The organism is Saccharibacillus kuerlensis DSM 22868 (assembly GCF_000378145.1).
GTDB lineage: Bacteria > Bacillota > Bacilli > Paenibacillales > Paenibacillaceae > Saccharibacillus > Saccharibacillus kuerlensis.
Genome location: NZ_KB899283.1, coordinates 123,729 through 147,769 on the forward strand (window position 1 = coordinate 123,729; position 24,041 = coordinate 147,769).

The 24,041-nt window shown below is 52.2% G+C and carries 14 protein-coding genes and 1 pseudogene; 3 read left to right on the top strand and 12 right to left on the bottom strand.

What is annotated here, in order from left to right:
- Positions 1-36: 36 nt before the first annotated feature.
- Positions 37-2,337 (top strand): hypothetical protein, encoded by a 2,301-nt coding sequence (locus F456_RS0109860; RefSeq protein ID WP_018976859.1) that lies wholly within the window; start codon positions 37-39, stop codon positions 2,335-2,337.
- A 207-nt stretch (positions 2,338-2,544) separates the two neighbouring features.
- On the opposite strand, the gene F456_RS0109865 is transcribed toward F456_RS0109860, so the two are convergent.
- Positions 2,545-3,015: a hypothetical protein gene (locus F456_RS0109865; RefSeq protein WP_018976860.1), complete on the bottom strand. Its 471-nt coding sequence runs from the start codon at positions 3,013-3,015 to the stop codon at positions 2,545-2,547.
- A 275-nt stretch (positions 3,016-3,290) separates the two neighbouring features.
- Between F456_RS0109865 and F456_RS0109875 the strand changes: the two genes are divergently transcribed.
- Complete coding sequence (locus tag F456_RS0109875; protein WP_026293783.1) at positions 3,291-4,010, top strand: 3-ketoacyl-ACP reductase; 720 nt, start codon at positions 3,291-3,293, stop codon at positions 4,008-4,010.
- A gap of 368 nt (positions 4,011-4,378) precedes the next feature.
- On the opposite strand, the pseudogene F456_RS0109880 reads toward F456_RS0109875, so the two are convergent.
- The 11 genes and pseudogenes from F456_RS0109880 to F456_RS23580 form a co-directional block, all read right to left on the bottom strand.
- A pseudogene (locus F456_RS0109880) lies at positions 4,379-5,467 on the bottom strand (nitric oxide synthase oxygenase); the annotation flags it as partial.
- A gap of 228 nt (positions 5,468-5,695) precedes the next feature.
- Positions 5,696-6,169, bottom strand: a complete 474-nt coding sequence (locus tag F456_RS0109885) for a Dps family protein (protein ID WP_018976864.1) — start codon at positions 6,167-6,169, stop codon at positions 5,696-5,698.
- Positions 6,170-6,523: 354 nt separating this feature from the next.
- Positions 6,524-7,510 carry a nucleoside hydrolase gene (locus tag F456_RS0109890; RefSeq protein ID WP_051086729.1) on the bottom strand — a complete coding sequence of 329 codons (987 nt, stop codon included), beginning with the start codon at positions 7,508-7,510 and terminating at the stop codon, positions 6,524-6,526.
- A gap of 139 nt (positions 7,511-7,649) precedes the next feature.
- Positions 7,650-9,869 carry an MMPL family transporter gene (locus tag F456_RS0109895; protein ID WP_018976866.1) on the bottom strand — a complete coding sequence of 740 codons (2,220 nt, stop codon included), beginning with the start codon at positions 9,867-9,869 and terminating at the stop codon, positions 7,650-7,652.
- Positions 9,870-10,161: 292 nt separating this feature from the next.
- Positions 10,162-11,106: a diacylglycerol/lipid kinase family protein gene (locus F456_RS0109900; RefSeq protein WP_018976867.1), complete on the bottom strand. Its 945-nt coding sequence runs from the start codon at positions 11,104-11,106 to the stop codon at positions 10,162-10,164.
- Between the two features lie 150 nt (positions 11,107-11,256).
- Positions 11,257-13,305, bottom strand: a complete 2,049-nt coding sequence (locus F456_RS0109905; protein WP_018976868.1) for a putative bifunctional diguanylate cyclase/phosphodiesterase — start codon at positions 13,303-13,305, stop codon at positions 11,257-11,259.
- Between the two features lie 215 nt (positions 13,306-13,520).
- Positions 13,521-15,386, bottom strand: coding sequence for an ABC transporter ATP-binding protein (locus F456_RS0109910; RefSeq protein ID WP_018976869.1), 1,866 nt, complete (start codon positions 15,384-15,386; stop codon positions 13,521-13,523).
- A 63-nt stretch (positions 15,387-15,449) separates the two neighbouring features.
- The gene (locus F456_RS0109915; RefSeq protein WP_018976870.1) at positions 15,450-17,177 is read right to left on the bottom strand and encodes an ABC transporter ATP-binding protein; all 1,728 of its coding nucleotides are present in this window, start codon (positions 17,175-17,177) and stop codon (positions 15,450-15,452) included.
- Positions 17,171-17,698: a MarR family winged helix-turn-helix transcriptional regulator gene (locus F456_RS22270; RefSeq protein WP_018976871.1), complete on the bottom strand. Its 528-nt coding sequence runs from the start codon at positions 17,696-17,698 to the stop codon at positions 17,171-17,173. Before F456_RS22270 ends, F456_RS0109915 begins: the two co-directional genes overlap by 7 nt.
- A 177-nt stretch (positions 17,699-17,875) precedes the next feature.
- Positions 17,876-20,167 (bottom strand): helicase C-terminal domain-containing protein, encoded by a 2,292-nt coding sequence (locus F456_RS0109925; protein ID WP_018976872.1) that lies wholly within the window; start codon positions 20,165-20,167, stop codon positions 17,876-17,878.
- 222 nt (positions 20,168-20,389) lie between these two features.
- On the bottom strand, positions 20,390-21,727 hold the full coding sequence (locus F456_RS23580; protein WP_018976873.1) for a C40 family peptidase: 1,338 nt from the start codon (positions 21,725-21,727) through the stop codon (positions 20,390-20,392).
- A 346-nt stretch (positions 21,728-22,073) separates the two neighbouring features.
- Between F456_RS23580 and F456_RS0109935 the strand changes: the two genes are divergently transcribed.
- Entirely contained in the window at positions 22,074-23,948 is a 1,875-nt protein-coding gene (locus F456_RS0109935; RefSeq protein ID WP_018976874.1) for an LTA synthase family protein, read from the top strand.
- Positions 23,949-24,041 lie beyond the last annotated feature (93 nt).

Below are 24,041 nucleotides of genomic sequence, written 5' to 3' on the forward strand. Positions count from 1 at the left end.
TATCGAATTTGAAAAATTTTCAAACCGAGGTGGCTCATGAGTTCCCGTAAAAATTTTCGCAGACCCCGGCAGATTCCCTATGTGTTTCTGAGCTTTCTATCTCTAACCGCTCTTGTCCTGATCGGAATCGGCGTTTGGCAGCTGCTCGCACCGGACGACGGCATACGAAGCGCTTCGAACAATGAGGACACGGAAGTGTCTTCAGGTGTTGTCCCGACCGTTAGCACGCCTATTTTTGAGGAAAATGGAGTCAAAAAGACAGCTTCCGTCGTAGATGGACAGCTAGCCGTCTATGACGGCAGCGGCTGGAAAAAATCTTTCTGGCCCGGCATCAACCTTGGAGCGACAACGCCCGGACATTACCCCGGCGAACTTTCTCCGACCAAAGAAGACTATCTGCGCTGGTTTCCGCATATGAAAGAAATGAATATCAAAGCGCTGCGCATTTATACCATTCTTCCACCTTTCTTCTATGAAGCGCTGGCGGAGTTCAATGCGACTCAGGATGAGCCTCTAATGCTGATGCAGGGGGTGTGGTCGCCGGAGGAAGAACTGATCGGTGAAGATGGAAACGGCACTGATGCGTTTACCGATACGATCAAGGAGAGTTTTGAACAGGAAATTCGTGATATTGTAGCGGTCGTAAATGGACAAGCCGATCTTCCCGAGAAATCCGGACACGCTTCGGGCCGGTATACGGCAGACGTCTCGCCCTATCTGCTCGGTTGGATCGTCGGCACGGAATGGTATCCTGCCGCCGTTGTCGCCACCAATGAGGCCAACACCGAAATGAAACCTTATACAGGCGAGTACTTTCGTTCTACTGCCCAAGCCTCACCGTTTGAGAGCTGGCTGGCGGAAATGCTCGATGTACTGGCGAAGGAAGAAATGCGGTACGGCTGGCAGCATCCTGTTTCGTTTACCAATTGGGTCACAACCGATCCGCTCGATCACCCGAATGAGCCGCTGGCACAGGAAGATCTCGTTCCTGTCGATCCGATGCATGTTGAACCGACAACAAATTGGACAGCCGGTTATTTTGCCGCTTATCACGTGTATCCGTACTACCCGGATTCGCTTCGTCGTGATCAGAAATATTTGGATTATGTAAATGATAAGGGTGTCAATGATCCTTACGCCGGCTACCTGAACGAACTGCGTGAACATCACAAAGGCATTCCGCTGATCATTGCCGAGTTCGGGATGCCAAGCTCACGCGGCATTGCCCACTTCGGTCTGCTTGGGCGCCATCAGGGGATGCATACCGAGCAGGAACAGGGCGAACTGAATGCCGGCATGCTCAAACAAATCTATAACGAACACTACGACGGCGCTCTTCTTTTCGAGTGGCAGGACGAATGGTTCAAATTCACCTGGAACACGATTGAATGGGAGCTTCCCGGCGAACGCCGAGCCTTGTGGCGCAACCGTCTGACGAATGAAGAACATTTCGGCGTTATTGCGCTGGAACCGGAAGAAAATCCCGAAGACTTGATGACGATCGACGGGAAAACGGACGATTGGGAGAAGCGCGGCCTTACTTCCGAAGATATCGGCGGGGGCATTAAGATGGCGATCACCCATGATTCGTCGGATTTGTATATTTTGCTGCAAAAAGAGGACGGAAATTGGAATTTCAAAAAAGATATCCTGACGTTAGGCTTTAATACGACGACAGGCGGAAGTACAAAGGCCGACATCGCACCGGGTATCAAGTTCAAAGACGGTCAAGAATTCGTGGCCAGATTTGAAAACGGAAAAGGCGGCCGTCTCTATGTGAACAGCGCTTATGATCAGTTTACCTGGCAGTACGGTTACAAGTTGAATTCCGTACCGTACAAACCGGAATATGCAAATGCCGAGGCGGGCATCTATCTGCCTTGGAAATTGGCACTGAACCGTGAACTCTATCTGCCGGAAACCAAAGTTGAGACCCCGTTCGAAGCGTTCAATGTAGGCAAGCTGCATTGGGGTACCAACGATCCCGACAGCGAGCGGTTCAACAATTTGTCCGACTGGTATCTGCAGGGAGATACATTGGAGATTCGCATTCCATGGATGCTGCTCGGTTTCACCGATCCGAGCTCGCTGAAAGTCTGGGACTACCTGTATAAGAATGACACGATCACGCCGATCGATTCGAACGGTGTCTCGGTCTCGGCCGTTCTGTCGTCTGCAAGCGATTCTGCCGCATCCCGCTCTGTCACCCCTTCCTCCCGTCTGTATACTTGGGATGGCTGGGATCTGCCAGCTTATCATGAACGCGAGAAGAAGAGCTACGCTATCCTGAAAGAGGCATTTGCCAAATATAATAAGCCTGTCAAAGGATCAAACTAACCTTAAGGCAGCCTAAGTAAAACTAAAATATAGGTAAACTGAAGCACAAGTAAAGTGAAGCACAAATAAGGATGAAGCCGGAGACCAACCGGTTTCATCCTTATTCATTTTGCTACTTTTTTGGCAAAGGCGAACAAAAGCATGAAAGCTTCCGCTTCTACGAAGAGACTCGGAAGCAGAAGCGGCCTTGTAAACCAATTGCGTCTGTCAGGCCGTCGTTGCGATCAATTCAGCGTATTCAGGCAGAAGCTCATAGTAGCCGGTCAGAGATTGCCCTCTAATCGTATCAAAAACAGCAGGGTTCTCTATGCGGACCAGATTGTCCGCGTAGCGCCAGGCATTCTCTTCCAGACGGAGCGAGACGCGGGTGCGGGACACCTTGCCACGGATCCGGACAAGCCGTTCGGATAAGTACTCAAGTTCCGGATCATGAGCGTGACCAAGCTCGTGAGCCAGAACGACACGCACATATTCTTCGAAAGGTTCAAGCGACCCGAACAAGAGCTTGCATTGTTCTTCGAGTACGCCAAGATACAAAGTAATACGGTTGTCGTCGAGACTATATTTCCCTCCAACTAATCGTCTTCCAGGAAACAAGTTTTCCAGCACCACTTCGATCTCGCTGTTCGAACGGGTCAGTACATCAGTCACAATATGTTCGATAAGAGTTCTATTCATGCGGTTTCTCCCGTTCCTTTTTTACTATAAATATCGGCAGGCAGCCGCTTTTTATAAAGGGAAGCCGAGGAATAGTATACCGCTATTCCAAATAAAATGGAAACAAATAATAAATTTACCCGCTTTCTAACTTTTTGAAACAACTTGGCAAGGAAAGGTCTAAAAATCAACTCTGCACCTCTTCTTACCGTACGTTCGCTTGGAAAATCCGTGTCAGTCCGTTACACTTTTAAAGAGGGATTTTTATTTCGAGGAGGATACAAATTGTGACTATGATTGAACTTAAAAACCAGACAGCCGTAATTACCGGAGCAGGCAAAGGCATCGGCCGGGCAGCCGCAGAAGCACTGGCAGCCGAAGGCGTCCATCTAGGCCTTATCGCACGCAGCGCCTCCGATCTGGAGTCTTTGAGCAGTGAGCTCAAAGAAAAATACGGCGTCAACGTATTTGTACAGCCGGCGGACGTATCCGTACGGACAGAGATCGAAGCGGCGGTAACTTCACTGCATGAGCAGCTCGGAGCGATCGATATTCTGATCAATAACGCCGGCACCGCTTCGTTCGGCAAGCTGGCAGAGATGGATCCGGACGAATGGGAACGTATCATTCGGGTCAACTTGATGGGGCCTTACTACACGACGCGCGCCGCTCTGCCATTTATGCTGGAGCAGAACAGCGGCAGCATCCTCAACGTATCTTCGACTGCCGGAGAAAAAGGATTTGCGACCGGTTCTGCTTACTGCGCATCCAAAGCTGCACTGAACGGTATGAGCGAAGCGCTGATGCAGGAAGTGCGTAAGTCGAATATCCGCGTGACGACGCTGACACCGAGCACGGTCAACACTGAGCTTGCTGCCAATAACAATCTGCCGATCGGCGATGAAGACCGTATGATGCAGCCGGAAGATGTAGCCGACCTTATGCTCGCTACATTGAAGCTGCCAGCACGCGTATTCGTGAAGTCCGCAGGCATCTGGACGACGAACCCGCAGTAATAGTCGGAAGCCGTAATAATTGGCGAAGCAGAATTATAGGATCAAATATACAGAAAAGCCTCGCCTTATAGGCGAGGCTTTTCTGTATGTCTTTTTAGCAGCAGCTGGTCTTCCCGGCACCAACTTTTCCCCAATACCGCAGCGTACAGTTTTCAAGCATTCTTCCCTCTGGATCAATGAAAAGGACATCCGCCTCTGACCTGTTCCGAATGCTCTGCTCCGGTGCGGGAGGGTATAACCTCATGCGTGAAGACAGTCCTCTGTCCGCTTCCCGAAACTTCCGGGCCTGCAGCTGCTCCTGTAATAGGACAGACACCGACCGATGCCCGGTTTTCTGTATCTTCGGCTTCTGCGTTTAACAAGGAAGCATAAGGCTTTTTCCCATAAAAGAAATTCGGCTTCACCACCGTATTGTCATAACGCTTATGAAACACATGAGTCGTCGCGGGCGCCATAGGAGGAATAAGCCAAGCCCAGTTGCCCGTCACTTCTCGGCCCGCGGCGTATTCCCGCTTCTCGAACGTCTCGAACTGCGCAGCTGCCGTATGATGGTCGATGATGCTGACGCCGGCTGTCCGATACGACTCCAATACCGCAACGTTCAGCTCGACCAATGCCCGGTCCTGCCACAGCGTACTCCGGCGGCTGCGATCCAGCCCCATAAGATCGGCGACGGCCGGCAGCATATTGTAGCGCCCTTCATCGGCGAAGTTGCGTGCTCCAATCTCCGTTCCCATATACCATCCATTGAACGGTGCACCGCCGTAGCGGATACCGCCAATCTCCAAACGCATGCCCGATACGGCCGGCACAGCATACCATTTAAGTCCCAACTCGTTGAAGCCCGGAAGCTCCGAATGCCGGATTTCAACCTCCAGTACACTTTCCTTCGGCAGCTCGAACCACTTCGGCTCCCTATCGTCAAGCTGAACGACCAGCGGCAGCACGTCAAAGTCCGTTCCCGCTCCCTGCCAACCGAGTCGTTCGCATACACGTGTAAACTCCAGCGAAGCGGGGTCTCCGATCCGGCTTCCATCCTCTTTCGTATAACCGGCGTACCGAACCAGCTGTTCGTTCCATACCCGCACGCCGCCTTGCTTTCCACGCTCCGGCTTCAGAATCGTAATGGTTGGCCGGATTCGGCCGCCATTCGTCGCGTAGCCCAGGTGCTCAAACAGAGCTTCTGCGATCTCCTCCTCGGAATCTGCATCCCGCCGATCGATAACGTGGAGACTGTCCCACGGAAGCCGGCCAATGCAGCGGTTGCTGTTGCGCCAGGCCATCCTTGCCCCATGCTGCAGCTCCTCATACGTATGCGTATAAGTGTCCGTCTCTTTGAGCTCCTGATCGATCGCTTGAATGCGCAGCAGCGCTTCCTGCTCAGAGCGTCCCCATTCTGCGTAACACTGTTTTATAAAAAGCTCCGCTTCTGCCAATAGAGCCGAATGTTCATTCATTGGAGCACACCTCGCCTGTAAATGATCTGAATCATATCTATTTGTATCATACGGCAGTATGGTGGAAGATAAGCGTTCATTTCGGGGCGATTTGGTGTCGAAAGCATAAAGATGAGATCTATAAATGTAAAAAAAGCTGGGCCTGCCGTTCTGCTACCGCAGACACGTCAGACCCGGCTTGGTAGAACCGGCGGCCGGTAAATTTCCCAGCCGTTCGATTGATTAAAATTAGCGGCCCATATAAGCTTCGAGCATCCAAGCATCCTTCTCGACTTCAGTCTTCATCCCGATCAGCAGGTCTTCGGTCACTTTATCTTCCAGTTCGCCGGCAATCTCGATTGCTCCCTCCAGCTCAGCCGCTTGTCTGCGGAAATCAGTGATCAATGTACGGACCATCTCTTCCGCCGTCTCGCTGCCTTTCGCTTCGGATACGCTTGTCAATTCGAGATGCTCGCGCAGTGTCGCGGCCGGAGCTCCACCGATTGTAAGCAGTCGTTCAGCCACTTCATCCATACGGGCAGCTGCGGAATTGTAGAACTCCTCGAATTTTGCATGCAGAGTGAAGAAGTGTGTCCCTTTAACATACCAGTGGTAGTTGTGCAGCTTCGTGTAAAGTACAGACCAATCCGCAACTTGCTTGTTCAGTGCACGGTGCAGTTCAACAGCAGAATCGACGTTTACGTTTGTTTTTACATTTTCCATTTTGTATTCGCTCCTCTTTATTAAATTTAGACTTATTCTAAATCCTTATTTAAAGTATAGCATTCTTATTTTAAAAAAGCGAGTGTTTTAACGAAGTTTTTTGAGGAATTTGGCGTTGAAGGTGCAGCGAAAATACAAAAAGCACCCCGTCTAGAAATAGACAGGGCGCTTAAGCTGTTAAAATCTTATTTGCTATAGAAGCTTCAAAGGCTTCGCTGTAAATCAGACCACAAAATAAGTTGAGCATACTACGAACGTCTGGGCTATCGATTTGCGCAGCAAAGCGCAAGCCTCGAGCGTATTACGAACGCTCTGGCTATCGATTTGCGCAGCAAAGCGCGAGCCTCGAGCGTATTACGAACGCTCTGGCGCAGAGTCTTTAGCAAGCTCCGTAATATAATCGAAGAAACCGGCTCCGTCGACATCGTACACGAGCTGCAATGGCCGGCCATCCGCTGTCTCTACCGTACGGCCTTGGCTCGGTCCATCCGGTATAACGATAGCGTTGACCGTACGGCGTTCTACCAGCTCAGGCTTGCCCAGCGAAGCCGTCGTCAGCACATCCCACAAATAATAGGTCGAGTTGGTCTCCATGTGGACAAGCGGCGGGCAGCATGCATAACACTGTCCCAGGAAGTCGACCCCCTCGAACCGGCGTTCCGACGCCCAGCGGTTGCGGACCGCAGGTGTCAGCGGCACCTTGTTCGTGCTTTCCAGTGCGACAAGGTCAATCTCGATGCCGCTGCGGAAGACTCGATCGGCCGCTTCAGGGTCCCAAAACACATTCCACTCGGCCGTTCCATCGTGCTCCGGCTCCTGTACATTGCCTGCCTGAAACGTTCCGCCCATCCAGAATAGACGCGAGATCTTCTCTTCAATCTCCGGCGCTTCGTCCAAGGCACGTGCCAGATCGGTGAGCGGTCCGGTAAACAGCAGCGTCGTTTGTCCTTCCGTACGCTTCACCGTCTCGATCAGATGCCGATGTGCCGGCAGTGTCGACAGCGGTGCCTCCATTTTGCCGGACTCATTCAGAATCGGCAGCGCATCTACAAAGAACGAATGCATACGCCATTCGGCAGGAAACGGATTTTTGCCGCGCGAGTTGGACTTTGCCACTTCGACAACCTGCCCTTTTCCGAAACGGTCAATAATCTTGCGGCTGGCATCGGTCGCTGGTTCCAAATAACCGTCCGCCGGAATGACCGATACGCCCGTCACTTCTACATCTTCCATCTGCAGCAGCAGAAACAGCGAGACCAGATCGTCTACTCCGCCGTCATGATTAAAATATACCGGTGTTTTCAAGCGCTCCACTCCTTCAATACCTGTCAATTGCGGCATCTGCGCGAAATACACCTCGATCCTGCCTTTAAACAAACAGGACCGAGAAGCTCACGCGGCGCCAAATCCTCAGCATGTTACCTACCGTCACAACATTATTCATTATGCCCGCTAGGGCGAAGAGAGTAAAGGTTCCGGCTCAAATCGATTGCGATTCGCCCTTTTCCGATACATAAGGAGCTTTGCCCGGCCAGAATGCCGTACGGCCAAGCAGCTTCGTAATCGCCGGGACGAGAAACGGACGGACAAGGAAGGTGTCCAATAGAACGCCGAGCGCCGCCACAACGCCAAACTGCACCAGAACTTGGATGGGCAGCGTCGCCAGCACAGCGAATGTACCCGCCAGAGTCAGACCGGCCGAAGTAATAACTTTCCCAGTCTCGCCGACGCCTTCGCGAATCGCCTGCGACAGCGGCATATGACGGCTTTTTTTCCAGATGCTTGAGACCATGAAAATGTTGTAATCTTCACCGAGCGCTACTAAAAACACGAATGCATACAGCGGAATCGCTCCCTGAATAGCCTCCTGCCCCATCACATAATGGAGGATGAGCCAACCTAACCCCAGTGCGGAGAAATAAGACAGCACTACAGTTGCGATCAAATAGATTGTAGCTACAATCGAGCGCAAATAGACGAACAGCAGAAGAGAAATCAAGCCGATTACAATAGGAATAATAAGGGCTGTATCGCGCTCTGTTGCCGCACGGGTATCTGCCTGGGTCGCCGTTTGGCCTCCGATCCAGATTTTGTTTTCCGGCGAGGCAATACCAGCTTCAGTCAGCGCACTTTCGGCAGCTGTGCGAAGCTCCGCCATATCATCCATCGCTTCGTTCGTATACGGATTCATATTCAACTTAACATTGTACAGTTGAATATTCGCGTTCTCCGCTCCCTCTTCGGGATCAGCAACTTCACTGACGAACGGCAGCGCCGTCAGCTTGTCCGCAAGATCTGTGTCCTTCCCTTCGGAATCGGCCATAACTTGAACGGGAGCCAACTCGCCGGGAGTGAAGCCGTCGGCGATCGCGTCGAACCCTTCGACGGATGGCATATCGGATGGAAATGCAGACAGCAGATCATAAGTAAAACGAATCTGTGACGAAGCCGCTGCCAGACCTCCCAACACGATCAGCGATGCGATGACTACAGTCCATGGACGCACGGTTACGATTCGGCCGATCCAGCTGTCTTTCTTTCTTTTGCGATGGCTGACCGGCTTGTTCTTGCGGCGAGCACGTTCTTCTTCCATTTCCGGTGTGCGAGGGATGAAGGGGAAGAACGAAGCGCGTCCGATGATCGCGAGCAGCGCAGGCACCAAAGTCAGGTTTGCAATGACCATAACGAGAATCGCTACGCCGAAAGGTACCGCGAAACGCTGATACGCGCCGTAGTGCGCCAGAAGCAAGGTCAGCAGCGACAGTGCAACGGTCAGTCCGCTCATCGTAATTGCGCCGGTTGAACCCGAAATGGCTGCTTTCAGTGCGCTGCGTTTATCGGCATTTTCGGTCAACAGCTGTCTAAAGCGTGTAATCAGGAACAATCCGTAGTCCGTACCCGCACCGAACAGCAGAACGGTCATAATTGAGATACCTTGAGCATCGGCTACAATCCAGCCTCGGTCGGCCATCGTTCCCAAAATAGGGCTGATTACCAGGTAAGCGAATCCGACGGCTACGATTGGAATCAGCGCCAGAATAGGCGAACGATAGATGAGCAGCAGAATGACTAGTACAAGCACAACAGTCGCGATCAGCAGCGATACGTCCGCGTTCTGGAATAACGCTCCCCCATCGATTGCAATACCGACGGGCCCTGTGACGCGGGCGGACAATTCATTCGTTCCGGTTTGCGCTTCGAAAGGATCGCTGCCTATTACGGAAGCAGCTCTTTCCTTCAACTGATCCATACTTTCCTTCAACGCGTCCGTATCCGCGGAGTCATCGAAGCTCATCGGCAGAACAATCGTACTGCCATCTTCCGAGAGCAGTGCCGCCCGTGCGGGTGCCGGAAGCTGATGCAGCGGCAGCAGACCTTCCTGCTGCCCCAACGGCTCAGCCTCAAGAGATTCCGTCAGTTCGGCGATCTGATTCAGGTCATCATCGCTCAACCCTCCATTCCGACTCCAGACCAGCAGTGCGGCCTGTCCGCCATCACTTGGAAATTCCCGCTCTGCAATCTGTGCAGCCTGTACCGACGGATAGCGATCGCTCAAATTAGCGGCCGCATTGTCCTCCCGTTCATTGACTCCTGGCCAAATTACATTCAGCAGCACAGCAGCCGCGATCCAGGCCGCCACGACTACCCAGCGTCCGATTCTGCCGGTCAACGCATTTGAGATTCCTGTTCTCTCTTTCATCGTTTTCCTCCTGTTCAGCAGCTTGAATATGCCTGTCATTTATTACTTCCCCAATTCGAATCTTGACTTGAAACCCTGTTCCGCTCCCCATGACCAACGGGTCATTGAAAATCATTATGACCCATGAGTCATTTCAGGTCAATGTTTTCTTTTCTCCAACCCGTATATGGCAGCAGCATTGCGCTGACGCGGCCTTCTCTTCAGCTTCTCCGGATAGCAGGAGCAAAAAAGCCGGAATGCGAAACCATTCGCTTCCGGCTTTTTATTGAATAAAGCATATCGGGCAAGTTTATCAACCTCCCGGCAGGACCGAATCCGTTTCGACAGCCACCTTTTCTTCAGCATCCGCATCCGGTCCATAGAAGAAACGCAGCTTAGACGGAAGTACAGAAATGTCGGCCGGCGTTTGAAGATACACTTCACCGTCACTGTCGATTCCTTTCGGTTCGTCGGTCTCAATCGTAAGGGAGGAGGTCTTGATGTATTCGATCACGCCTCCGCTTTCCCGATAATCGGTGAGATCTCCTCCATTTAGCACCTGCCAGGCTAGCGACAATCCGGCTTCGCGTATGATCAATACGTCGAGCTTCCCATCATGCAGCCCCTCCTCGGCGAATGGCAGTTTGGCTGTACCGAGCGAGCGGCCATTGGCAGCCAGAATCATTACCGCCTCACTGTCGACGACTCCTTCATCATGCGTCAAACGGAAGCGAAAAGGTTCGGCCTGACGCAGCGTCCGAAGTGTGCTGAGGAAGTAACTTACCTTGCCCATCCGTTCTTTCTGTTCCGAATCGATGTTTTCCGAAGTATCCGTGATGAGTCCGATTCCGACGAAATTTGTAAAGGCACGTCCGTTAACGGTTCCAATATCGGTGTCCATGACTCGTCCGGCCAAGGCTTCCTCCGCCGCACGTCCTACCTGCATCGGCAGGCGCAGCGTGCGTGCAAAGTCGTTGCATGTTCCGCCCGGCAGTATGGCAATCTCGGGTGAGCGCTCTGCCCGGGCGGCGCCGTTGATGCACTCGTGTATCGTTCCGTCGCCACCGAGCAGAAGCAGCAGATCGTAATCTCCTCCGCGTTCCCGGCATATTTTTTCCCCATCGCCCGGTTCCTTCGTTTGTACCAGCGTCAGTTCCCCGATTTCTCCAGCCAGTGCCTCTACGGCATCACCGAGCTGTCCTACTTTTTCTTTGCCGGCTTTCTGATTATATACCAGCATGGCTTTTTCCCAACGCATACGCTCATCCCCCGTTCGCTTGATCACAGGCTCTGCCGCATCCAGCCCTCGTCTCTATATTATTACCCAGAGGCGAGCAGGTAAGCAGCAGAAGAGGCAGGGGAAAATACGCAAAAGAGCAAATCAGGTTCTGCACCTTTCTGTTCCGCACTACTCGGCCTTGGCGGCTTTGTTTGAAATATCTGTGATCCGCCATCTGCCGGCTTCCACTTCTTCAGGAGGCATTGGACGTCCATAATAATAGCCCTGCATAAGGGTACACCCTCGAGACAGCAGAAATTCCGCCTGCTCCACGGTCTCTACTCCTTCCGCAACCACCTCAAGATCAAGCAGACGCGCGATACCGATAATACCAACGATTAGAGCTTGTTTGGAAGTCAGGTCGCTGTTTTTGACGAAAGACTGGTCGATCTTGAGTATATCTACAGGAATCTCGTCGAGTCTTCCCAGCGATGAGTGCCCAGTACCAAAGTCATCCAGCGATACTCCAACACCCAGATCGCGCACCCGCTGCAGCTGGGAGAGCGTAATCGCCATATTGTGCATAGCAATCGATTCGGTAATTTCAAGTTCGAGCATAGGGCCGGGCAAACCGCTTGATCGCAGCGCCTCATCTACCATATCGAACAAAGTCATACTTTCGAATACCCGGTACGACATGTTGACGGAAATGCACACTTCAAACAATCCTTCGTCGTGCCAGCGCTTGTTCTGTCGGCATACTTCTCCAAGCATCCAGCGGGTCATCTGCACAATCAATCCCGTCTCTTCCGCAATTGGAATAAACTCGCCCGGCGAAACGACACCTTTCTTCGGATGCTGCCAGCGCAAAAGCGCCTCGAAGCCGGCTTCCTTCCCCCGTCTAGCATCCCATTTGGGCTGATACACGATAAAAAATTGGCGATGCTCGAGGGCAAGTCTAAGATCTTTCTCCAGCTCCATTTTCCGACTGAGCTGCCCGCCGATGCCCGCATTGAAGAAGACGGTTTTGTCTTTGCCCGACGTCTTGGCTTGGTACAGTGCTGCATCCGCCGATTTTAATAATGCCGAGCGGTCGCAGCCGTGTTCGGGGAAGAGGCTGATCCCTGCGCTTGCCGTCACATACAGCTCGTTACCGTCGATCATGTAAGGCCTGCCGATCTCTTCCATCATCCGGTTTACACGTTCCAGCAGCCGAGTCGAATCATTCTCCGCGCCGACCAAAAGAAACTCGTCTCCGTCCATCCGGAACAGCGCCTCGCTTTCTTCGATTCGGGTACTGATTCGCTGCGCAGCATGCGTCAGCAGCAAGTCTCCGAGATCGCGGCCGAGTGTATCATTGATGACCTTGAAACGGTCCAGATTAATCAGCACCATCGAACCGAGACTTTCCTCAAGCAGCCGACGATCCGATTCTTCCTGCAGCGCATAACGGTTGCGAAGTCCTGTCAGCGGATCAAGAAACGCGATTCGCTTAAGGCTTCGCCGTTCAAAAACCATAAAGGCCCACGTAATCGCCAGGATGATCGCAACAAGTGCGAAGACCCCCGCTACGAAATATGACGAAGGCAGCGCGGTGTAGCCCAGCGCTACCGCAGTTGAGCGTAAGCTGTCAACGCGCAGCGAACCCAAGACCGTATACTGCATAGCGAATATACCCGATCCCAGAATCAAGGCTGCAACAGGCTTGGAAAGTCCAAAACCGGCTGCGCGACGAAAGTTGCCGAGTACATACAAAGCGAAATAACTGGCAATAAACATGATGGCTACCGAGAAAAATCCGACAATAGGATCAATCCCAACAACGAGCCCTGGCCGCAGCGCAAACACGCCTAGCGCAGACATTACCGTAACGCCAAAACTGAAAACACCGCTGGAAATCCGACTGGTAAAAACCTCCTGCTTACCAAACAGCCGGAACATTATGTATGCCGATAAACTGACGACCGCGATCGCGGATACAGTGGCAAGCGGCGCATAATGCAGCGTAAGGCGATGATGATAAGATCGCAGACTCATCATGTGGACCAACCAGGTACCGGTTCCCAGAATCAGAGCCGCCCCTGCCAGAGTAAGACGTCTCCTTCCCCTGCGCACCCGGATTTTCCCTGCAGCCAGACTGAGACTCAAATATGCGGAGAGCAGCGCAACCGACAGCGATAAAACAATCAATACACCGTTCCAATTCTCCGTTAAACCTGTGACAAGGACAGAGATCATAAATGGGTACCCACTTTGCATAATGATTTTTTTGAAAATGTGCCATGATCTTGCTTCAGGCAAGTAAAACCTTTTATTTAATTATATCGAATAAATAGGTAAAATCCATTAGGAAGTGGGAAAGTGGATGAAAAAAGCTTGATTTCTTTCTGAATGCAAAAAGAACCGACATTGAATGTCGGTTCCCGCATATTTTTCCATGTATGAGACTGCACTCAAACAGCTTCCTCCGAAAATTGGCTGTTGTAGAGATCCGCATAAAACCCACCGGAAGCCAGCAGTTCTTCATGCGTTCCCTGCTCGATCACTTCGCCTTTATTCATTACGAGAATGAGATCGGCACCCTTGATCGTCGATAGACGATGCGCGATAACAAAGCTGGTCCGTCCCTTCATCATCTCGCCCATTGCCTGCTGGATGAAGATTTCCGTCCGCGTATCGACGCTGCTTGTCGCTTCGTCGAGAATAAGGATACGCGGATCGGCCAGTACGGCGCGTGCAATCGTCAGCAGCTGCTTCTGACCCTGCGAAATATTCGACGCATCTTCGTTCAAGATCGTATCATAGCCCTCCGGAAGCGTACGAATAAAGTGATCTGCTCTCGCTGCTTCGGCAGCGCGCACAATTTCGTCTTCGGTCGCATCTTCACGGCCATAAGCGATATTTTCGCGGATCGTACCGCCGAACAGCCAAGTATCCTGCAGCACCATGCCGAACAGGCTGCGCAGCTGCTTGCGGTCCATTTCGGACGTATCTACGCCGTCGATCTTGATTGCGCCGCCGTTCAGTTCGTAGAAACGCATCAACAGATTGATCAGCGTCGTTTTGCCTGCACCCGTAGGTCCTACAACCGCGACGGTCTGACCCGGTGCAACTTCGATGTTCATGTCGTTGATCAGCATCTTATCTTCCGTGTAACCGAAACGTACATGCTCGAATTTCACTTCGCCCCTGCCTGTCAGATGACGTTCAAGCTTACGGTCCGGCACCTGCTCTTCTTCGTCCAACACCTCGAATACACGCTCGGCGGAAGCAATTGCCGATTGGATAATATTCGCAATGTTAGCCGTCTGCGCAATAGGCTGTGAGAATTGTCTGGCATATTGGATAAAGGCCAGAATATCACCGATATTGATCCGCCCGTTGGTAACGAAAATACCTCCGACCACACAGATCAGTACATAGCCGATGTTGCCGATAAACGACATCAGCGGCATGATCATCCCGGAGATGTACTGCGCTTTCCAACCTGATTCGTACAGCTCTTCGTTATGCCGGTTGAACTGCTTCAGCGAAGCGTCTTCGCGGCCGTAAGCTTTTACGACTCGATGTCCGTTGTACATCTCTTCAACGTGACCGTTTAGGTCACCGAGCGAACGCTGCTGGCCGGCAAAATATTTCTGCGAACGTTTGGCGACCATAATCACGACAATCAGACTGAGCGGAATGGTCAGTACGGTGATCAGCGTCATGATCGGACTGATCGTCAGCATCATGACAATAACGCCGAGGATCGTCACGAGCGACGTAATGATCTGCGTCAAACTCTGTTGAAGGGTATTGCTGATATTGTCCATATCATTCGTGACACGGCTGAGCACGTCTCCGTACGGATGTTTGTCGTAATATTTAAGCGGCAGACGGTCCAACTTGTCCTTGACCTCTTTGCGCAGATTGTAAGAAGTCCGCTGGGCTACGCCCGCCATCACAAACTGCTGGATATAGCCGAACAATGCACTGAATACATACAAGCCGGCGAGAATCATGATAATCTGCCAAATATACTCAAAGTCGACCGAAGCGTTCGGAACTCCCTGCGCGATCGCAATAACGCCTTCGCTCAATCGATTTACCGCTTGAGCCATTATTTTCGGACCGAGAATATTGAACACAGTGCTCAAAATAGCGGTAATCAAGACGATCAGCAGTTGAAACTTGTAAGGAGCTAGGTAGCGTGCGAGACGTTTGAACGTTCCCTTGAAATTCTTCGGTTTGACGACGGGCATTCCCGCACCTCCGGGACCCATTCCCGGCGGACCCGGGCGGGGTCCCCCGCGCGGCGCTTTTTGCTGTTCACTCATAATCGGTTTCCCCTTTCCCGAACAATTGAAGGATCGGCACTGCGTCCAATCGGCTGCTGTTCATCATCCCGCAACCTCCTCCGCCGACAGCTGTGAAGAGACGATCTCACGGTACACGTCGCTCGTCTCCATTAGTTCCGCATGCGTGCCGACTCCGGCGATCCGCCCTTCTTCCATAACAATAATTCGGTCCGCGTCCATTACGGTGCTGACCCGCTGCGCGACCATCAAGACCGTTGCATCCTGCGTTTCCCGCTTGAGCGCGGCACGAAGCCGCGCATCGGTCTTGAAATCAAGCGCCGAGAAGCTGTCGTCGAAAATATAAATTTCCGGACGGCGTACCAGTGCTCTGGCGATCGACAGCCGCTGCTTCTGTCCGCCCGACAGATTCGATCCGCCTTGGGAAATCGGTGAGTCATAACCTTCCTCAAGACCGTTAATAAATTCCTCTGCCTGAGCCGTACGGGCAGCTTCACGGATCTCTTCGTCAGTGGCTTCCGCATAACCGTAACGAATATTTTCCGCCACGGTTCCGGTGAAGAGCAGTGCTTTTTGCGGAACATAACCAAGCTTCGAGCGAAGCTCTTCCTGCGCCATTTCACGAATATCGATTCCATCGACCAGCACGGCCCCTTCCGAAGCTTCATAGAAACGCGGAATCAAGCTGACAAGTGTTGATTTACCGGAACCTGTGCCGCCGATAATCGCAGTTACTTCTCCAGGACCGGCTTCAAACGAAATGTTCGAGAGCGCCGGCGCTTCGGCTCCTTCGTAGCTGAACGTCACGTCGCGGAATTCCAGCCGCCCCTTTTGCACTGTGAGACTTGGGGACAAGGGATCGGTAATATCAGGAACCGCGTCCAACACTTCATTGACCCGTCCGGCCGATACGGAAGCCCGCGGCACCATGACGAAGATGATTGAAACCATAATCAGGGAGAACAGGATCTGCATGGCGTACTGCACAAAAGCCATCAAGTTGCCCAGCTGCATTTCGCCCGCTTCGATCCGGATACTGCCGAACCAGATGATGGCGATCGTCGAAAAATTCAGGATCAGCATCATGGCCGGCATCATGAACGCCATGATCTTGTTGACTCGGATCGCAGTATCTCTCAGATCGCCGCTCGCCTGGTCGAACCGTTCGCGTTCGCTGTTTTCGCGTCCAAATGCCCGGATAACCCGGATGCCGGTCAAGTTCTCGCGCAGCACCAGATTCAATCGGTCGATCTTTTTCTGCATTGCTTTGAACAGCGGCAGCGCACTTCGACCGATCAGCAGGATCAGCAGCGCAAGCACCGGAATAACGACGACCAATACCAGCGACAGCTGCGCGTCTTTGGATACGGCCATAATAATGCCGCCGATCATCATCATCGGCGCCATCGCCATCATTCGCAGCATCATCGTCAGTACCTGCTGGATCTGTGTAATATCGTTCGTTGTCCGCGTAATAAGCGACGCCGTACCGAACTGGTCGAACTCCTTCAACGTGAAACGCTGCGCGTGTGAAAATACCCGGCTGCGCAGATCACGGCTGAAGCCCATCGACACCTTGGCAGACAAATAACTTGCCACGATTGAGCAGATCACGCCGATCAATGCCACGCCAAGCATAATTCCGCCGATCTGCCAGATATGCGGAATATTGTTTTTGGCAATGCCGTTGTCTACGATATCCGCCATCAACGTCGGCAGGAACAGCTCCGACAGCGCCTGCACAAATACCATCAGCAGAACGAATACGACGCCGACCCGGTAAGGCTTCAGCATACGAAACAATTTCAACATAGCGGTCTCTCTCCTTTATCGTCGGACGCCTGCGCGTCCTTGTCTGGTCCGGGTTCTTCGCTCTCCCGTTCTTCGCGCTCAACGAAGTACTCATGCGTCCGATTTAGCAGCTGCACCAGCATACGGGTATCTTCTTCACCCAGATAATCCGCTAATCCGCCGATCATCGATTCCATTTCCCGAATAAACGAATCCGTGACGCGTACGCCTTCATCTGTCAGCGAGACTCGTACGGCGCGTCGGTCTGAAGGATCGGAACCGCGAACGACGAGGCCGTCCGTTTCCAAACCCTTGATCAGTTGGGTCACAGTCGGCGATGCCACATCCAGAATACGGCTGATCTCCGACACCATGATGCCAGGCTCTCCGTGATCGACGCGTCTGCGAAGTACCATCAGCAGCATGCCTTCACTTTGCTTACGTCCGGCCATTGGACCTGAACGACTTTTTTTGCGCCCATGCTGAAATCTTCGAATTGTAATCATTAGTTCCCGTGCAAGCGGGCTTAAGCGCGATTCCATCTCAACACTCCTTCCTTTCTTTTATGGAAACATTTGAACGTTAATTTTTGAAAATAATATATTTAGGTATACTAATATGTAGTATACCTATCTATTAGCCACCTAATATTATGCCTATGTAGAAAAAATGTCAACTTTGAAAAAAGACCTTTGCCTCGATCGGCAAAGGTCTCTCGGTTACCGCGTTCCCCACTCATCCGGCAGCAGCGACCGATAAGGTTCCTGAAGAAAGCGATCGTCGGCCAGGATCAGCACGCCCCGATCTTCTTCTGTACGAATCAGACGGCCGCCGGCCTGCTGAACCTTGTTCATGCCCGGATAAACGTAAGCGTAATTAAAGCCGCTGCGGCCGCGCTCATTGAAGTAATCGCGGATAATATCGCGCTCCAGTCCAATCTGAGGCAGCCCGACTCCAATCACCGCTACTCCGGTCAATCGATCGCCGGCCAGGTCAATGCCTTCCGAGAAGACGCCGCCCATAACGGCGAAGCCGACCAGCGTTTTGTCCCGTTCTGCCGAGAAGGCATCCAGAAAGACGGTCCGATCGTTCTCCGACATCCCCGCTTCCTGTCCGATTAACTGTATTCGCTCCCGATCGATCCACATCTCAAAAGCCTGCCGGATCTCCTGCATATACGCGTAGGACGGGAAAAAGAACAGATAGTTGCCGGGTCGCTCCAATACCGTATCCGCCAATGCCTGGGCCAGTGTCTCCCGGGTTCGTTCCCGATCCCGGAATCGTGTGGACAGCGGCAGCATTTTCACTTCAAGCTGCTCAGGGCTGAAGGGAGACGGAATCGACAGTGTGTAATCGTCCTCGGCAGCTCCCAACATTTCCCGGTAAAATCCGAGCGGCGATAAGGTCGCCGAGAAGTAGACCGCGGAACGGTAATTTTTCGATGCTTGAAGCAGCAGTTCCGACGGATCGAGGCAGAACATCTTCATTCGCACCTCACTGCCGTCCGTTTCCACATAAGTCACGTAAGGGTCTCCGTACAGCCTCCCGATCCGAAGAAAAGTCTGAGCAGCAAAATAAGCCTCCAGCAGTTCCTCCTCAGCCTCGCTGCCCTGTATGGTCATCAATGCATGCTCCGCCTGTTCGACAAACGGCTCGAGCAGCTTGAACATCACTTCGGGAGGCTCACTGCCGACAAACTTCCCTTCTTCGCCCGCCTGCTTGCGCAGCAGAATTAGATAAGCGTTTATGCGGTCGGCTGCGGCACGCACACCTTCATGGATGCCTTTGTATCCCCGCTTGATCGCGAGAAAAGCCGATTTCAGCAGATCTGCGGAAAACATTTCCCTCCCGCGTTCGACTAAGTTATGCGCTTCGTCGATCAGCAGCGCGGATCGGCTGCGCTGCTCGTCCGACAGCCGTTTAAAAGCGATACGCGGATCGAACACATAGTTGTAATCGCAGACGACTACATCGGCTGCATAAGCGGCATCAAGCGAGAACTCAAACGGACAAACGGTATGCTTGCGCGCATATCGCTCCAGCACTTCACGCGTAACACGAGTCTCATTCTCGAACAGATCGTACAGCGCTTCATTGATTCGATCATAATAACCTGCCGCAAAACGGCACTGTCCGCCGGCGCAGTCCTCTTCTTCTTTGAAGCAGACTTTGTCCTTCGCCGTTATCGTGATGGAGCTTAAGTAAGCACCGCTTTTCTCCAACATCGAGAGCGCTTCTTCGGCTCCTGCGCGAGTTGTCGTTTTGGCTGTCAGGTAGTAGATCCGTCCGATCAATCCTTCTCCGATCGCTTTGACTGCGGGAAAGAGGGTCGAAATGGTCTTTCCTGTTCCGGTCGGCGCGCGGGCAAGCAGATTTTTCTCCTCGCGGATCGTTTTGAATACCGCTCCGGCAAACAGCCGCTGCCCTTCCCGGTAACGGCCAAACGGAAATCCGAGCGTCGAAGCGGCAGCATTACGCTTCTCTTCGCGCTTTTTGAGCAGCAGCGCGTAAGGCGCATAACGTTCAGATACATCCCGCACAAAAATAGACAGTTCGTCCATCGTCTGTACGACCTCGCGTATGCTGCGCTCGCCTCCCGGCTTGTGCACATACGTCAACCGTACCCCGACCTTATCAAGCTTCAAGTCCAAGGCCAGCATGTAGGCGTAAAATTTAGCCTGCGCCCAATGCACATCGCGTCCGCCTTCGATCTGTTCCGCCGTCTCCGATGTCGATTTAATCTCGTCGATCGTATATAATCCGTCTTCGCCCTGAAGCAGTCCGTCACATCGTCCTTCCAGTTGGACGAGCAGTTCTCCTCCAGCGCAGACAAGTTCCGTTTTCAAAAAAACTTCTTTCCGATCTTGTTCTCCGTAGTTCTCCTGCACCTCACGGTGGATGCGTGTTCCTTCCTGCAGGGCATTGCCGAAGCGCGTTCCCGACTCCAAGCTTCCGCTGCGGAACACATATTCTACCAGAGGACGTACGGAGGTCTTAACGGTGTAGATCATGCAAACTCCCCCTTTCCGGGAAGGCGATAGTGAACATTTTCCAAGCATTCGCCAAACTTTTTGAATTTTTATAAGACGAAAAACTTTTTTTGCGCGTCTATCTCATTATAGCCCAAACCGCTTCACCGTATCTCTTGCGGCAGTACTCACTATTTACCACGAAAAAAAAGCAGCTTTCGCCAAAAGCGAAAGCCGCGGGAAGAAAGCGCCGTAAAGATCTGTTTACTGCAGTACGCGTCTGGCCGACACATAATGATCCTGCCAATACTTAAGATCAAGACTGGATACGACGACTCCGTTCTTGCTGGCACTGTTGTGTACCAAATTACCATTGCCATCGTAAATGCCTACGTGACTGATCAGACCGGGCACACTGCCCGAGAAGAACAGCAGGTCGCCTTTCTGCCACTGTCCTCTTTCTACCGGAATGCCAGCGTCTTTTTGGAAAGCGGTCCCGAACGGAAGGCTGACTCCTTCAAGTCCGAATACATAACGGGTAAACGAAGAGCAGTCGAACAGAACCGGCGCTTCGTTCTTGCCGAAGCCATAACGCGTAATTCCCTGAAGAGCAAGCGCATTGTCGATGACCCGGTCCGCTGCGCCTGGCGTAATGACGCTGTCGATCGGCATATCAGAAGAAAAGACAGGTGCTGCAGGCTGCGGTGCGGGCTGCAGCGGCTGCGGTGCGGGCTGCAGCGGCTGCGGTGCGGGCTGCGGCTGCGACACGGGCACTGCCGGAACACTGACAGCCGGCGGTGTAAAGGCCGGAGTAGAAGATGCTGAAGGTGTTGAAGTTTCTCCACCTGGCAGCGAATAGGTTACGTAACTCGTAGAGACATAACCGGTTACACCGTTCGTGTCTGTGATTTTCAGCCATGCGGAATTCGCCAGTTCTACAGCGGCGAACGATTCGCCTGCAGACAGCACGCGATGTACAGCGCTGCTTGTCGTCGGCTCGGCGCGGAAATTGACATTCTTCGTCACAACGCCGCTGCCCGAGATAGGCGATACGGACGCAGGAATCACAGTATCCGTCGATGTCTTGACCGTCGAAGGAGCTGCAGCCGGAGCCGGCTTCGCTGTCGCTGCGGTCGAAGGCGCAGCAGATGGCTTCGTCGTCGCTGCTTTAGAAGGCGCAGCGGCTGGCTTTGCTGTCGATGCCTTCGAAGGCGAAGCGGACGGCTTTGCTGTCACTTCCTTTGAAGAAGCTGTGGCTGGCTTTGCTTTTGAAGGTGCTGCGGACGGTTTCGACGCTGCTGCCGCTGTTTTTCCCGAAACAGAAGCGGATTTCTTATCGTACGTTACATAGGAAGAAGCTACGTAGCCTGTTTTGCCACCCACCTGAACCTTGAGCCAATAGGCATTCAGCTCGGTTACCGCTTCGAGCTTGGTGCCGGGCTGCAGGGTACGGTATACGCTTCCCTCGGATGCCGACGGGGCCGATCTGAGATTGACGGGGCGGTCAACTTTGCCCGAAGACGAAGATGATGCTTCTGCGACGACAGGCACAGTCACTAATAGAGCGGATGCTGCAAACAGGCTGTAGAGATTTCTTTTCATGATTGCCTCCTTGTACGGGATCAGAAGTCGATAAGCGCCTCCAGACAAAATGACGCATTTATGCGATTAAAGCCGACAAATTTACATTCTACCGATATTCTAACTTCTATCGGTCGGAATCGCCAGCTTTTTGAGCAGATTGGAAACGAATCAAAGACATTTTGACATCTTTTGCAGTCGGGAGCATAATAGCTAAGAATTTAGGATACGGCCTATGCACCTAAGAGTGGGGCAAAATGCCCCCAAACGGTTTATGCCTATATAAAGACTGAAAGGCTGGTTTGCATAGAAGATTTTCCTGTTAAGCAAACCGTATATTTTCTATTCAGAAAAGGAGATTTACATCGTGGAACCGATTACAAATTGGCGATCTTGGTTGATTCGCCCCTTCATCCTGTTCACCTTGATTCTGCTGATCAAGGGTTATATCACTTGGAGACCGATTTTCGAAGAAACCCCGATCTGGGGACCACTGCTGACAGAGATTCCGTTTATATGGATCATTTTCTGTCTTATCGAAGGTTTTGCACGCAAGCGTAAGCTGATATGGTACATGGTTACCAATCTGCTTGTGACTGCACTCTTTTTCACAGCTGTGATCTATTTCAAGTACTACGGCAACCTGTTCACTTATCACGCTCTCGATCAGGCCGGGCAAGCTGTCGAAATCGGCGACAGTGTCGTTTCGCTGCTCGCACCACAGTACCTGCTGATCTTTACCGATATTATCGTGCTGACAGTCTGGTTCTTCGCAAGTAAAAGAGCACGGAAATGGCGGAAAAATGTAGTGAACCATCGTATGAGCCGGCGCGTCGTAGGCAGTTTGCTAATCCTCTCGCTCATTCTCTGCACGACAAATATCTGGCCAAACCGTGCAAGTATGAATGAAGTGGTAAAAGCCGAGAAGATGGGCATCCTGAACTACGAAGCTTACACGCTGCTGGCTGACCATGAGGAAGATCCGATTCCGCTTGACCGGATCTCACAGACTACGATTAACGAGCTCAAAGGCATTCAAGAACCTGCCGACCCTGCTTATTACGGGGCTGCCAAAGGGAAAAATCTGATCATTCTGCAGATGGAGTCGCTGCAGGAGTTTATGATCGGCCTGACAATAGATGGGCAGGAAATCACTCCGAACCTGAACAAATTGTCTAAAGCAAGCTTGTATTTCCCGAACTTCTATCAAAATGCGGGACAAGGAAATACGTCGGATGCGGAATTTACGGTCAACACATCGTTCCATATCCCGCCGCGCAGAGCAGCCGTTGCCGCTTATGGCAGCAAAGAGCTTCCAAGCCTGCCCAAGCTTCTTAAGGAAGAAGGCTATCGCACAGCTACCTTCCATACGAATGACGTAACGTTTTGGAGCCGGAATCAACTATATGCGGCACTTGGCTTCGACAACTATTACGACAAAAGTTTCTTCGGTACGGAAGATACGGTCTTCTTTGGCTCGTCCGATGAAGTGCTGTATGCAAAAACAACCGAAGAGCTGCAGAAGATGGACGAGTCGGATCAGCCGTTCTATGCGCAGATTATCTCGATGAGTTCGCACCACCCATTCAGCATTCCAGAAGAAAAGTACAAAATGACGCTGCCTGCACGTTATGAAGGCACCCTCGCAGGCGATTATATCCGGGCGCAGAACTATTCCGATTACTGTCTGGGCCTACTGATCGACGAACTCAAGGAAAAGGGCTTGTGGGACAACAGCCTTTTAATGCTGTACGGCGACCATCTCGGCCTACCGATTCATTCCCTGAGCGATCAGGATCTGGTACTGATGCGGGAAGTTCTTGGACACGAATACAGTTACAGCGACATGCCGAACATTCCGTTTATGATCTTTGGATCGGGAATCGATCAACCGGCAGCGATGACGCAGCTCGGTTCGCAGGTGGACATTATGCCGACCGCGGCCAATCTGCTCGGAGTTTCCTTGGAAAACCATCTTCACTTCGGACAGGATCTGCTGAATCAGACGGAGAACATGATTCCGGAACGCTATTACTGGCCTTCGGGTTCGGTCATTGCCGGGGATACGCTGTTTATTCCGGGCACCGGCTATGAAGACGGAACGTATTATCCGCTGAAAAAGGGTGGGACTTCTTCTTCCGGAGTTACGGAGGATCAGTATAACCGGATGCTGGAGCTGTTCGAGCTGTCGAACAGCTACGTGCGTCAGCTGCCGGATCGACCGGGAGCGGAAGAGGAATAGAACTTTGGATTGAAAACCGTCTGCGAGAGGAATCTGCAGACGGTTTTTTTGCTATTAAACATCTGGAGTATGCACATAGACAGCAGATCATTA

Coding starts and splice junctions, on each gene's coding strand:
- F456_RS0109865 (WP_018976860.1), bottom strand. CDS start 3,015: ATGAATAGAACTCTTATCGAACATATTGTGACTGATGTACTGACCCGT.
- F456_RS0109925 (WP_018976872.1), bottom strand. CDS start 20,167: ATGATCTACACCGTTAAGACCTCCGTACGTCCTCTGGTAGAATATGTG.
- F456_RS0109900 (WP_018976867.1), bottom strand. CDS start 11,106: ATGCGTTGGGAAAAAGCCATGCTGGTATATAATCAGAAAGCCGGCAAA.
- F456_RS0109910 (WP_018976869.1), bottom strand. CDS start 15,386: ATGAGTGAACAGCAAAAAGCGCCGCGCGGGGGACCCCGCCCGGGTCCG.
- F456_RS22270 (WP_018976871.1), bottom strand. CDS start 17,698: ATGGAATCGCGCTTAAGCCCGCTTGCACGGGAACTAATGATTACAATT.
- F456_RS0109885 (WP_018976864.1), bottom strand. CDS start 6,169: ATGGAAAATGTAAAAACAAACGTAAACGTCGATTCTGCTGTTGAACTG.
- F456_RS0109905 (WP_018976868.1), bottom strand. CDS start 13,305: ATGATCTCTGTCCTTGTCACAGGTTTAACGGAGAATTGGAACGGTGTA.
- F456_RS0109915 (WP_018976870.1), bottom strand. CDS start 17,177: ATGTTGAAATTGTTTCGTATGCTGAAGCCTTACCGGGTCGGCGTCGTA.
- F456_RS0109860 (WP_018976859.1), top strand. CDS start 37: ATGAGTTCCCGTAAAAATTTTCGCAGACCCCGGCAGATTCCCTATGTG.
- F456_RS23580 (WP_018976873.1), bottom strand. CDS start 21,727: ATGAAAAGAAATCTCTACAGCCTGTTTGCAGCATCCGCTCTATTAGTG.
- F456_RS0109890 (WP_051086729.1), bottom strand. CDS start 7,510: ATGCCGCAATTGACAGGTATTGAAGGAGTGGAGCGCTTGAAAACACCG.
- F456_RS0109895 (WP_018976866.1), bottom strand. CDS start 9,869: ATGAAAGAGAGAACAGGAATCTCAAATGCGTTGACCGGCAGAATCGGA.